The organism is Actinopolyspora lacussalsi subsp. righensis, assembly GCF_900116555.1.
GTDB lineage: Bacteria > Actinomycetota > Actinomycetes > Mycobacteriales > Pseudonocardiaceae > Actinopolyspora > Actinopolyspora lacussalsi.
In genome coordinates this window covers 142,547-155,413 of sequence record NZ_FPAT01000001.1, presented here as the reverse complement: position 1 = coordinate 155,413, position 12,867 = coordinate 142,547, and the positions used below count along the sequence as shown (strand labels likewise).

The 12,867-nt window shown below is 63.0% G+C and carries 9 protein-coding genes and 1 pseudogene; 5 read left to right on the top strand and 5 right to left on the bottom strand.

Annotation, left to right across the window (positions count from 1 at the left end; translation table 11 throughout):
- The first annotated feature begins 3 nt into the window (after window positions 1-3).
- On the top strand, window positions 4-1,518 hold the full coding sequence (locus BM394_RS00720) for an ABC1 kinase family protein (RefSeq protein ID WP_245779885.1): 1,515 nt from the start codon (window positions 4-6) through the stop codon (window positions 1,516-1,518).
- 80 nt (window positions 1,519-1,598) lie between these two features.
- On the opposite strand, the gene BM394_RS00715 is transcribed toward BM394_RS00720, so the two are convergent.
- Window positions 1,599-2,756 (bottom strand): uroporphyrinogen-III synthase, encoded by a 1,158-nt coding sequence (locus tag BM394_RS00715; RefSeq protein ID WP_092972727.1) that lies wholly within the window; start codon window positions 2,754-2,756, stop codon window positions 1,599-1,601.
- 213 nt (window positions 2,757-2,969) lie between these two features.
- Entirely contained in the window at window positions 2,970-4,364 is a 1,395-nt protein-coding gene (locus tag BM394_RS00710) for an MFS transporter (RefSeq protein ID WP_092972725.1), read from the bottom strand.
- 311 nt (window positions 4,365-4,675) lie between these two features.
- Between BM394_RS00710 and BM394_RS00705 the strand changes: the two genes are divergently transcribed.
- Window positions 4,676-5,707, top strand: a complete 1,032-nt coding sequence (locus BM394_RS00705; protein ID WP_092926412.1) for a LacI family DNA-binding transcriptional regulator — start codon at window positions 4,676-4,678, stop codon at window positions 5,705-5,707.
- Between the two features lie 128 nt (window positions 5,708-5,835).
- Here the strand turns inward: BM394_RS00705 and BM394_RS00700 are convergent, their stop codons facing one another.
- From BM394_RS00700 to BM394_RS00690, 3 genes and pseudogenes are all read right to left on the bottom strand, one after another.
- Window positions 5,836-6,603: a GH12 family glycosyl hydrolase domain-containing protein gene (locus BM394_RS00700; RefSeq protein ID WP_092972723.1), complete on the bottom strand. Its 768-nt coding sequence runs from the start codon at window positions 6,601-6,603 to the stop codon at window positions 5,836-5,838.
- 185 nt (window positions 6,604-6,788) lie between these two features.
- A complete protein-coding gene (locus BM394_RS00695) occupies window positions 6,789-7,460 on the bottom strand; it encodes a lytic polysaccharide monooxygenase auxiliary activity family 9 protein (protein WP_092926416.1) in 672 nt (223 codons plus the stop codon).
- A gap of 362 nt (window positions 7,461-7,822) precedes the next feature.
- Window positions 7,823-9,160, bottom strand: a pseudogene (locus BM394_RS00690) (glycoside hydrolase family 6 protein); the annotation flags it as partial.
- A 525-nt stretch (window positions 9,161-9,685) separates the two neighbouring features.
- On the opposite strand from BM394_RS00690, the gene BM394_RS00685 reads away from it, so the two are divergent.
- From BM394_RS00685 to BM394_RS00675, 3 genes are read left to right on the top strand one after another with little or no spacing between them, the layout of a single operon-like run.
- The gene (locus BM394_RS00685) at window positions 9,686-11,011 is read left to right on the top strand and encodes an ABC transporter substrate-binding protein (protein WP_207227287.1); all 1,326 of its coding nucleotides are present in this window, start codon (window positions 9,686-9,688) and stop codon (window positions 11,009-11,011) included.
- Entirely contained in the window at window positions 11,008-11,979 is a 972-nt protein-coding gene (locus BM394_RS00680) for a carbohydrate ABC transporter permease (RefSeq protein WP_092972719.1), read from the top strand. The genes BM394_RS00685 and BM394_RS00680 overlap by 4 nt, the downstream gene beginning before the upstream one ends.
- Entirely contained in the window at window positions 11,972-12,811 is an 840-nt protein-coding gene (locus BM394_RS00675; protein WP_092972717.1) for a carbohydrate ABC transporter permease, read from the top strand. Before BM394_RS00680 ends, BM394_RS00675 begins: the two co-directional genes overlap by 8 nt.
- Window positions 12,812-12,867 lie beyond the last annotated feature (56 nt).

Genomic DNA, 12,867 nt, shown 5'->3' with positions numbered 1-12,867 from the left:
GGTATGAACCGCATTCGTCTCGTCTCCGAAGTATTGGGCGGGCTTTTCATGAATGAGCTCGGCCGCGTGTTCGGTGGATCCGGCGAGGGCGACAATGCTGTGTCATCCGTGGATCGAGAACGACGACGTGCGCAGGAGGTGCGTCAGGGACTGGAGCGTCTGGGGCCGTTCTACATCAAGGTGGGACAGATGCTTTCGACACGTCCGGACATCGTTCCTCCCGTGATGATAAGCGAGTTGGAGAAGCTCCACGACAGGGTGTCACCACTACCGTTCAGTTCTTTTCAGCCCGTCCTGGAAGAAGATTTGGGCACGGAGTGGAAAGAACGGTTCCTGCATGTCGAAATGCTGGATCCGTTGGGCGTCGCGTCCCTCGCACAGGTGTATTCGGTCACGTTGCGTGACGGTCGGCCCGGTGTGATCAAGATTCAGAGGCCGGGGATTCGGGACACCGTGCTGGAGGACATGCGCATGATGCGTCGAGCGGCTCGTATGGTCGGTCGTTGTGCGCCCCGTTTCAACTCCGTCGTGGATATCGAAGCCATGCTGGGAGTGCTGTTCGACTCGATGCGTTCGGAACTCGATTTCACCGTCGAGGCTTCGCACATGGATCAGGCGAGAAAGGACATCAAGGGTTTCCGTAACCTCGCTGTTCCGGACGTCGAGTTCTGTACTCCTCGAGTTCTCGTGCAGTCCCTGGCGCCCGGAAAATCCGTCCGGGAAGTGGACCGTGCGGAGTTGGCCGAACGAGAGCGGCTGGCCATGGGGGAGGATCTGCTCGCTTTTACCTACCGTGGCTTTTTCGTCAACCGCATGTTCCATGCCGATCCACATCCCGGCAATATTTTCGTTCAGCCGGACGGACAGGCTACGCTGATCGACTGGGGAATGGTGGGCAGGGTCGATCGTCGTACCAGTCTCATGATCATGCTCGTTTTGTTGAACCTCGCCCAGAACGACGGTTACGGGCTGGCGAAAGCGTGGATAGAACTTGGACACGCCACTCCCTGGGCGGATGTGTCGGCGTTCGTGTCTGATATGTCCGCCCTTACTCCGAAGATAGCCTCCGCCTCGTTGTCGGAGTTGAACTTCGGGGTCACGTTGACCTCGGTTCTCCAGCAGTCCACCAAGCGTGGTATCAAGACGAATCCTGTCATTTCCGTATTGGGAAAGGCCTTCGGAAACATCGAAGGGTCGGTGCGTTGTCTGGCACCAGAGTTGTCGCTCACCCAGGTTTTTCAGGAACAGATGAAGCGCATCATGCTTGACCTGGTAGGAGAACATTTCTCGCTGGTGCAGGCCGCGACTTCGATGACCGAGCTGATGCTGGGAGTCGGAGCGGCACAGGAACAGGCGCGTACGCTGGCACGGGATCTTTCCAATCGGGAGTTCGGGTTCAATGTGGGAAACAATGGACCGGAAAAGGAAAATTCGCGAGGTTTGTCGTTGTCTCCCGGTGCGCTGTCGTTGGGTGGTGCTGCGATATGGCTGCACCATCGACGGAACAGGGGAAAATGAACAGTATTCGAATAGTTCGGTAGTGGCCGGATGGTGGGTTTCGTTCCCCGTGGAACAGGTGGTGCGTCGTGATACCCGCTTCAGGACGGTGGGCGTGCCCCGAGCATCTCCGAACTGTCCATCCCGAGCCGGTAACCCCGTTTGACCACGGTCTGCACCAATCGTCTCGTCCCCAGCGCGGTCCGTAACCTGCCGATCGCTGTCTCGACGGCGTGCTCCTCTCCTCCGTTGGGCAACGCTGCCACCAGCTCCTCGCGAGACACTACTCTTCCGGGGCGCTCGGCGAGTTTGCGCAGCAGTGCCATCGGGACCGGCGACACGGGGCGTAGCTCGCCGTCGACGAGCACCCCCTGTCCGCGCAGCTCTATCTCCCGGCCGCCGATTCGCAGGTGGTCGCTCCGCTGCGGCAGGGAATGTGAAAGCGAACGCACCAATGATCCGAGTCTGGCCCGTTCCGGGAACGTCACCGCCACGTCGATCTCCCGCAGCGGTTGTGCGCAGACCGGCCCCACACAGGCCGCTACGACGTGTTCCCGGAACGCCGTGAGCAGTCCCTCCCACCTGCCGGTGCGCCTGGCCAGCTCCAACATGCTGGTCACGGCGGGTGCGCTGGTGAAGGCGAGCGCGTCGATACGCCGGTTCACCACGGCGTCCACCAGCCCGTCGAGCGGGCCGATGTCCAGCGGTGCCGCCCACCGATACACCGGTATCTCGATGACCTCCGCCCCGGCCGTACGCAACTCGTCGGTGAACTCCGGCATCCGCCGGCCGTGCAGCTGTACCGCGATCCGTTGGCCGCGCACCCCTTCCGCGAGCAGTTCGTGCAGTATTTCCGAGTTGCTTTCCGAATCGGGACACCAGGCCTCGTGAAAACCAGCGGCCCGCAGTGCTCCGGTGGACTTGGGCCCTCTGGTGAGCAATCTGGCTTCGCTCAGGTGTCGGGCCAGTTCCGCTGCCAGTCCCCAGTCCTCCGCCGCTTCCAGCCAGCCTCGGAATCCGATACCCGTGGTGACCACGACCTTGTCCACCGGCCGCTCCGCCAGGTTCCGACTCGCCTCGAACAGTTCCCGGTCGTCGGCGAGCGGAAGGATGCGGATGGCTGGACCGTGCTGCACCTCCGCGCCTCGACGGCGCAGCATGGTCGCCAGTTCCTCGGCTCGTCGTGCCGCGGTCACCCCCACGGTGAAGCCGGTGAGTGGTCCTGTCTGCCGTAGTGCTTCCTGTCGCTGTGCTGTCATCCCGCGCTCGGTTCGCGCTCACGTGGCTGTCGGAGAGGAGGAGCCGCGCGGCGCTGTCGGCAGTGCGCGGCATGCGCACCTCCTCGGTCGGGTGCTGCTCCTCGCATGCTCGTAGTCGTTGATGTCACTCCTGGTTCGAAGTGGTTTCCCGCCTGTTACGGAGTTCTCGCCGTGGTGCGTGGTGAGTTGTGCGCCCTGTCCCCGGGTGTGCTCTCAGATGCGGGCGTGGGAGAGGTTGGGGGCACGCTCGATGGCGAAGGTGCTCCGCACGTAGAACCACCAGGTGACGAGCCCACAGGCCAGGAAGAACACGAGGATCGCGAGCAGTGCCGGGATCAGCGTTCCGCCGGCCTGCAACGAGAACTTGAAAACCAGGTTGATGACCACACCGCCGAAAGCCCCGACGGAGCCGACGACCCCCACGACGGCGCCGGCCTGGCGCTTGGCCGCTTTCTGTGCGGCGTCCATGTCCTCGCCGGTTCTCGCCACCCGTGCACTCGTCTCGGTCCGGAATATCAACGGAATCATACGATAGGTGGAACCATTCCCTATCCCGGTGAAAACGAACAGGAGAACGAACGATCCGAAGAACAGCGCGAAGCTGTCCACTCGTACGCCGAGAAGTACTCCCACCGTTCCCAGGGCCAGTCCCACGAAGTTCCACAACGTTATTCGAGCCCCACCCAGCCGATCGGACAACCAGCCACCGATCGGCCGTGCGACCGATCCGATCAGTGCTCCGATGAACGCGATTCCGGTGAATCGCGAGAAATCGCTGAAAGCGATCCCGATAAGCGACGGAAAAGCGAACGAGAAACCGATGAAAGATCCGAACGTCCCCACGTAGAGCAGCGCCATAACCGGAGTGTGTTTGCTGGTCAGCGCTTCGCGGTAGGAGGTGTTGTCCGGCTTGGCCGCCGTCAGGCTGTTCATGAAGAACCACGAACAGGCCGACGATACGACGATCACGGGCATCCACATCAAGGCGGCATAGGAGAGGTTGACTCCGGTGCCCAGGTGTATCGCGAACGGAACGAGCAACTGACTCACGGCCACGCCGATGTTGCCGCCCGCGGCATTGATCCCCAGTGCCAGCCCCTTGCGGTGTTCCGGGAAGAAGAAGGAGATATTGGTCATCGAGGACGAGAAATTCCCACCTCCCACACCCATGACCGCGGCGGTGAGGAGGAAGAACCAGTAGGGTGTTCCCGCCGCGGTGACGGCACCGGCGAGCATCGCGCACGGAACGAGCAACAGCGAAGCGCTCGTGGTGGTCCAGCCCCTGCCGCCGAATCGTGGTACGGCGAAGGTGTAAGGAATGCGCAGCGCCGCTCCGACCAGATTCGGCAGAATCAACAGCCAGAACGTCTGCCCCACGGTGAACGCGTAACCGACGTCGTCCAGGCTGACCACGACTATGCTCATCAACGTCCAGACGTTGAATCCCAGGTGTTCGGCCAGTACCGACAACCACAGATTGCGCCAGGCCACCCACTTTCCGGTCCGGTGCCAGAATCCGGCGTCCTCCGGTTCCCAGTGGTCGATCCAACGACCGGTTGTCGCTTGTTCCGCTTCGACCGGATTCCTCTCGACATTCTCGATTTTCATCCGCGCACCTCCCGATGGTCGATCATGCTGAAAGCATTCGAACATGCCGTGATTTCCGATCGTCAACGTGTAATAAACGATGGGCGAAATTTCGCGCACGCCCGACGTCGGTCGCTGTGCGTCCCACCCGTTACCGGCGCTTAACTCTTCGGGTGGTGTGCGTCGTCCGGACGCCACACGATCGTGATAATCAAACGTCACTGTTCAGACGCGCTGTGTAATATCATCAGGTCAGCGTAGGCGTTTCTTACGTGAGCGTTCCCAGTATTATGGCTGGGGTACGGGGATATGTGGGGCGAGCTGGAGGCCGTATGACGAGTCTTGGGCGTGTGCGGACGACGGGGCGGCCGACGCTCGAACAGGTGGCCGCGGAGGCGGGTGTGTCGCGAGGCACCGTGTCGCGAGTGGTCAACGGCTCGCTCGAAGTCAGTACCACCACGTTGCGCGCGGTGCAGGATGCCATCGACAAACTCGGTTACGTGCCCAACCACGCGGCACGCAGCCTGGTGACCAGGCGAACCGACACCGTGCTGCTCGTGGTTTCGGAATCCGAGGCACGAGTTTTCGACGAACCCTTCTTCGCGGGAGTCGTGCGTGGGCTCGGGCAGGAGCTGGCGAAGACGAATTTGCAGCTCAACCTGATGATGGCCAGTGGTGCCCGGCAACGGGACAGAGTGGAGCAGCTGGTCGGCAACGGTCACGTCGACGGTGCGGTGCTGATTTCACTGCACGGCGACGACCCCCTGCCGCGCAAGCTCGTGGAAGTGGGAGCGCCGGTCGCGTTGAACGGGCGCCCGTTCTCCTCGGAGGTCGCCGTACCGTTCGTCGACGCCGACAACCTGGCGGGCGCGAAGAGCGCCACCGAGTACCTCTACCAGTCAGGCAGGCGTCGTATCGCCGCCCTGGCGGGTCCGCAGGACATGGCTGCGGGTATAGACCGGCTGGCGGGGTATCGGAGTGCTCTCAAATCGCGGCGCGGCGTGACACGAGTCGTCGCGCAGGGCGACTTCGGGCAGGTCAGTGGTGAGCAGGCCATGCGCGACGTGCTCGAACGTGACAGCGAAGTGGATGCCGTCTTCGCGGCCAGTGACCTCATGGCGGCGGGCGCGATGCGGGTGCTGCGCGAAGCGGGCAAACGTGTTCCCGAGGACGTCGCCGTGATCGGTTTCGACGATTCCGACGTCGCTCGCAACACGGAACCGGCCATGACCAGTGTCGCGCAGCCGGTGCAGCGGATGGGAACCGAGTTGGCGAAATTGCTGATCACACAGTTGGAGGAGCCGGGGCGCAGCCTGGATCCGGTGATCCTGCCGACCGAGCTGGTCCGCCGTGGTTCGGCCTGACGTAGCGAGACTCGCCGCGGCGTTCTTCGGCTCGTGGTGGTGCGGGATCTCTCCGTTCGCATCGGTCGTTCACGCGGCAGCGGAGCGGGCGGGCACGAACTCGTGCCCGCCCGCTCGTCAGTGACGGATCACCCGACGTTGACCGAGAAGTCGTTCGTCGCGAGTCCGGTGCCGTTGATCCACGGTTCGAATCCCGCCTGCACGCTGTTGAGATACCAACTCGGTTCGACAGAGCCCCGTTCGACAGCGTCGGCGCTGAAGGCGGTCAGGTCCAGATCCACGGAATCGGTCGTTTCCGTCCGGACGTAGCTGATCACGTTCCAGCCGGCGTCACCGGTCCAGACCTCCCACTGGGCGCCGTCTATCGTCACGGTGCCCACCGGTGAACCGATCGGCTGGATGTCGCCCCGGTGATCGACCCAGATCATCAGTTCCGCGGCGTTCTGCCCCGACTTGCTCGGCTGCGGATCGAACCACAGGTCATAGGCGGCGTTGTACGTTCCGGTATCCGGAGTGGTGATGTCCCAACTGGTGGTCGCCTCGGTCATCCGGTCGGCCCGCACGGGCAGCCCGGTGTTCGTCGTGCAGTTGCCGTAGTGACATCCCGCGTAGATGGAGGGGTAGCTCGCCGGTGAGCCGTTGGTGGCCTTGTCGTGGTTGGCCGTGGTCACCGTGAACGAGCTGCCGTCGACGCTGACGCACTGCTGGGTGTCGGCGCCCCACACGTTGTTCTGCACGATGTAGCGTCCACCTTCGACCTGGGTGGAGGCGTACTTGCCGCACATGGTGGTGGCGGGTTGTGCCGCGGCCGCACCCGTGCTCAACGAGCTCAGTGCCAGTCCGGACACGGCGAGCGCGAGTACGGCGCGTCGTCCGCGGTTGTTTCCGTTGAACATCGAGACGTAGTCCTATCCGATCCGTTGGGTGCTGCGGATTCCGTCCTCGGGCTCCACCGCCGCCTCACGGCGGTCCGTCGAGCCGCGAAACGGGTCCGTTGTCAAAGTGGTGATGGGAGCACTGCACGGGACCACGGTCGTCGTGTCCCATCACCACGCCCGACTGACCAGTCACGGTATGACGATCACTCGAAGATCACGTCGGAGCAGTTGTAGAAGGCCTCCGGGCTGTCCGAGCGCTGCCAGATCGAGTAGATGAGGTGCCTGCCGTCCTTGTCCGGCAGCTCGGCCTGCCAGGTGTACTCGTCACCGTGGGGTCCGCTGCCGTTGATCGGCGGATTGGTGACCGTGTTGAAGGGCTCGGGTTCCAGATCGGACCAGGCCAGTGGTTCGCTGGGATCCCAGCTGTCCTTCGTCACGTACTGGTACCAGGTACCGGGGTGTGCGGCCCAGGCGTTGTACCGCAGGGTGACCGTCTCACCGGCGGGCATCGTGGTGGTCGGCCAGTCCGTACGGGCCATGTTGTAGGCGTCGAACGTCTCCGTGGGCCCGCACAGCTTCCCGTCGGGAATCCTTTCGCGATGGTTGTCGCCCACATCGCTGATCAGATTGCCGAACCAGTTCCACAGCGCGGTCTTGCCGCCGCGCTCGATAGCCTCGGCACAGGCCGGGTTGGTGGGGGCGAGGTCACCACCCTGGCCACCTTCCAGACCGTTGACGTAGCAGGCGTAGGTTCTGGTTTTCGGGTACGTGAATCCGCCGTGGGCCTGTGCCACGCCGGGATTCATCGTCGAGGTGAACAGTGCGACCGCCGCGCCCAGGGCGCCGAGGGCGATCATTTTTCCTCGTAATCGCATTTCTGCTCCCGTTCGGTTCTCTTCGTGGTCCACCGTTGATTTTAGTGAGCGCTCCCTACATACGAATGGTGCGATCAGGTGATTTTGTGTATTGTGGCGATAGTCCTTGTTGTTCCCCGATGTGATCTGTTTTTTCCGGGAGAGATCGTGGAATGTTTCTCCGTGTTGTTCCGGGGTCGGCGACTTTGATCACTTTGGAGGTCGGGCGAGCGGTCGATACGCGAAAACCGTCCCGCCCGAATCCGCTCGGGCGGGACGGTCCTGGTTCCGGCTGATCTACATGGCGCGGTGTTTCAATCGAGCCGGATCAAACTGTCGGGGTGCTCCCCTCAGTTCGCTCCCTGCCGGGAGGCCGCTGTGTTGATTTCCGGATGAGCGTTCTGCACCAGCATCTTGAACTGCTCGTGGAACCAGTGACCCGCCAACGGCGAGTTCGGCAGTGCCCCGGTGGGGTTGTTGCCCGCGTTGGGTGCGACGTAGTCGGGGTCACACATCGGGTCGGCGTGTTTGCCCTCGTCGTTCGGGATCTCCTCGCTGGAACCGTCGGATTCGCCCGGAGGCTTCGTCCACACGAACGCGTCGATACTGGAGCCGTAGCCCGAGGGCGAGGCCTGTGGTGGAGTTCCGATGCCGGCACCGCTGACGTTGCACCAAAGGCCGCGGTGAGCGCGGCGGTCCACCTTCGATTCCTCGATGTAGGTGTTCAGGTCGTTGCTGGAGCTGGCCTGGGTCGGCCGTTCCGAACCGCCCCATCCGTTGCGGCCCGTGTCGATGATGGTTCCGACGTCACTGGGCCAGCCGTTGCTGATCAACTGGTCGTGGAGGTTTCTCGCGAAATCGGACTCGTCGAAATTCGGATTCCACTCGTAGAAGTCTCCGGATCTGACCTGACCACCGCCTACTCGGGCGTTGGGATCGGTAAGGAAAGGCTCTTCCGTCGGAGTGTAGTTCGAAGTGTTGGTCGCGAATCCGTCGACGCTCTGGAATCCTGCCTCGGTGCCCTGCGCGACGTCCGTGTAGAGCTGTACCGTCTGGGTCAGATTGTTGTTCCAGCCCAGCCAACCGGAGTGCGCGAAATCCATGTACGTGTAGACGTTCGAAATATCGTGCAGCTCGTTGAGGGCGTACTGCACGGCATCGACCTGAATGCCGCTGGACTTCGCCTCGGCGCATTCCGGATCGTCCAGATTGGTGACCAGGTTGGGCAGCCCGTCCGGCTCGATCACCGTGGTGATTCGGATGTCGTTGTACTTGGGGTCGTCCATCACGTCGGTGATGGCGTCGATGTAGTCGGTCTTGTAGCGCTGCAGGCCCTGCTGCGTCAGCGGCAGCTCGCCGTTCGAGGCCAGCGCGGCGCAGTCGCGTCCCGGCAGGTCGTAGATGACGAACGAGGCCGTGATCGGACCGGAGCCCTTCTGCGCCAGTGCCTCGTCGAGGTGCTCGCGCAGACTCAGCCGACCACTGTTGGCCTCGCCGCCCTCGATCGCCGCGATGCGGTCGAGCCACACCGCGGTGGGGTACGACTTGACCTGCTGCATCTTGGCTTTCAGCTCGGCGTCCTGTGTTTGGTCGATGGACGCCTGGACGTTCTCGGCATAGTCGGGATTCACGTAGGAGGTGGCTCCCTCGAAGGGGTTGTCCACATGGGCGGGAGCTGCCTCCGACGAGGCCGGGGCCAGCATGGGAACCGCCGCCGTCATCGCCAACGCGACGAATCCCGGCACGACGCGACGCCAAGCCGGTCTGCGCCCCTGCTCGGGTAATGAGTTGGATGGCATGCGAGATGCTCCTTGCCGTTTTCGGTTCTGCCGGTGACCGGTTGGCAGCCCGGCCACCGTCGACTGAGCGCAGCGGAGGAAGCTACGCCGAATCATTCCTCCCGAGCCCGGAACCATTCGGTGATCCAGATCACTGGGAGCGCTCCCAAGCTAGCGACTCGAACGCGTTGCGTAAACCCCTGAATTCGAACCCCCTAGTGGTGTCGGTTCGGTCGCGAACACAGTTGATCACGTTGTGTTGTCCGATTCGGTTGCTGTGTCAGCCTGTTGCCCTCGTCTTTCGTGTGACTTACTTGACAATCCACGGGTCCGCGAGCAGTCTTTCACGACTAGTGAGAGCGCTCCCAGCAAGACGAACGAGTGAGCCGGTGGGGGAGATGTCCGGGCGTGCGCTTCGCGGTCCGGGCGCCGCTGCCGACTCCATCGACGCCGCGACAAGGAGTGGTAATGCGGCACAGAAGGTTATCCGGGGTGATCGTGCTCATCCTGGTGCTGGCGTCGAGCCTGTTGTCGGGGTGCGCCCGGGAACAGGACGACGAGCGGACCCTGACTTACTGGGCGAGCAATCAGGGCAACAGTCCGCAACAGGACCGCAGGATTCTGAACGAGGAGTTCGAGAAGTTCACCGCCCGTACGGGTATCGAGGTGAACGTCGAGGTGATCGGCTGGGGGGATCTACTGAACAAGATTCTGGGGTCGGCTGTTTCCGGAGTGGGACCGGACGTGGTCAATCTCGGAAACACATGGGCGGCTTCGTTGCAGGCCACGGGTGCCTTCGTGCCGTTCACCGAGGAACGGATGCAGCGGTTGGGTGGACGCGACCGTTTCCTGGAAACCAGCATGAGCTCCACCGGCATGTCCGGTAGGCCGCCGTCCTCGGTTCCGTTGTACGGGCTTTCCTACGGGGTCTTCTACAACAAGGCGATGTTCCGCGAGGCGGGAATCGAACAACCGCCGGAGAACTGGTCGGAATTCGTCGACGTCGCCCGTGACCTCACTCGACCGAGCCAGGATCAATGGGGGATGACGCTGGCAGGTGCCAGCTACACCGAGAACGCGCACTTCGCCTTCATGCTCGGGAACCAGGAGGGGGCCCAGCTGTTCGACTCGAACGGCAGGGCGACGTTCGCCTCACCACGGATGGCCTCCGGCGTGCAGCGCTACGTGGAGCTGATGAGCGAGCACCGAGTGGTCAATCCCGATGATGCCGAGATCGGCTCGGCCACCGAGGCCGTGGGCAATTTCGCCACCGGTGAGGCGGGGATGCTGGTGGCGCAGAACAGTTCGATCGCCGCGATCCGTGCCGCCGGCATGTCGGACAGCGAGTGGGGGGTGTTCCCGCTCCCGACTCCGGATCCGTTGCCCGAGGGAGGGGAGGAGGTCCGCAGTCACGTCGCCGGTACCAACATCGCGGTGTACCGCAACAGCGAGAACAAGGACGCTGCGATCGAGTTGGTCAAGTTTCTGACCAGTGCCGAAGAGCAGAGCATTCTCAACGAGAAGTACGGCAGCCTGCCCGTGGTCTCGGACGCCTACGACAATCCCGCTTTCAACACCGACGCGTTGCGTACTTTCTCCCGAATACTCGCCGAGTCGTCGAAGCAGGTCCCGATGATTCCCAACGAGAACCGATTCGAGACCACGGTCGGAGCCGCGGTGCGTGACCTGTTCGCCAGAGCGGGTACCAACCGTTCGGTGCGCAGCGAGGACATCGCGGAAGCACTGGACGAGGCGCAGCAGAAGATGCGGAGCGGTGGAGGTTCGACACGATGACGGTGACCAGCACCGCTTCGACGGCACCACCTTCCGGCGCCGAGCCGAACGGTTCCCGAGCCAGACGTCCCAGGATCAGCAAACGCAGCGTGCCGTACCTGCTGCTGGCGCCCGCGCTCTTCTTCGAGTTGCTGGTGCACATCGTGCCGATGCTCGGTGGGCTCTGGATGAGCTTTCTGCGGCTCAACCAGTTCTTCCTGCGCGAGTGGATGAGCGCTCCGTTCACCGGGCTGCAGAACTACCGCTTCGCGCTGGATTTCGACGGCGCCGCCGGGGTCGAACTGTTCCAGTCCTTCGCCGTGACCATCGCCTTCGCGGTCATCACCGTGGGGGCGTCCTGGGTGATGGGGCTGGCCGCGGCGCTGTTCCTGCAGCGGTCCTTCCCCGGCAGGACTCTGCTGCGCGGGCTGTTCCTGGTGCCGTACGCCCTACCGATCTACACCTCGGTGATGATCTGGAAGTTCATGCTCGACCGCAGCGACGGTATGGTCAACGCGACGTTGTCCGACCTGGGGCTGGGCGGTGAACGTTTCTGGCTGCTCGGCAACAACGCGTTTCTGAGCCTGACGGTGACCGCGATATGGCGGTTGTGGCCGTTCGCCTTCCTCGCCCTGATGGCGGGACTGCAGTCCATTCCGACCGACATCTACGACGCCGCCGCGGTGGACGGCGCCGGGCTCTGGCAGCAGATACGCACGATCACCGTGCCGATGTTGCAGCCGGTCAGTCAGGTGCTGATCCTGGTGCTGTTCCTGTGGACGTTCAACGACTTCAACGTTCCCTATCTGCTGTTCGACCAGGCGGTTCCCTCCTCGGCGAATCTCATATCGATCCACATTTATCAGAACTCGTTCTTGACCTGGAACTTCGGACTCGGCTCGGCCATGTCGACCCTGTTGCTGCTGTTCCTGCTCGTCATCACCGCCGGGTACCTGATGCTGACTTCGAGGAGGAGCCGCAATGCGTGAGCCACGCTGGTTCCAGTGGGTTCGCGGTGTAGGACTGTGCCTGCTGACGCTGTTCACCGTCATACCGCTTTACGTCATGGTGACGACCTCGGTGAAGCCCCTGGCCGACGTGCAGGACACGTTTCAGTGGTTGCCCTCGGCGCTGACGCTGGAGCCCTATGTCGACATGTGGTCGACCGTGCGGCTGGCCGACTACTTCGTCAACAGTGCCGTGGTCTCGCTGGGGGCGGCCGCCTTCTCGGTGTTGATAGCGCTGTTCGCCGCCTACGCGATCAGCCGTTACCGCTTTCGCGGTCGTGACGCCTTCCGGTTCACCGTGCTGTCCACCCAGATGTTTCCGGGAATCCTGTTCCTGCTGCCGCTGTACCTGATCTACGCCACTGTCGGACAGGCAACGGGAATCGTGCTCCAGGGCAGCCACATCGGCCTGATCATCACGTATCTGACCTTCTCGCTTCCCTTCTCGATCTGGATGCTGGTCAGTTACTTCGACTCGATCCCGGTCGATCTCGACGAAGCGGCCTACATCGACGGAGCCGGCCCGGTCCAGACGTTGTGGCGGGTCGTGATCCCGGCCGCGAAACCGGGCATAGCCGCGGTGTCGATCTACGCGTTCATGACGGCCTGGGGCGAGACCCTGTTCGCCTCCATCATGACCGATTCCGATTCCACGACCCTCGCGATCGGGCTGCGTGATTACTCCACACAGTCCACGGTCTACTGGAACGAGGTGATGTCGGCCTCGTTGGTGGTCAGCATTCCGGTCGTGCTGGGTTTCCTGGCCCTGCAGCGTTACCTCGTGCAGGGGCTGACGGCTGGAGCCGTCAAGTGAGCCGGGGGAGCGAAGCCGTCCCCGGCCGTTTCGTTCGGCGCCTTACGGCGGGTCCG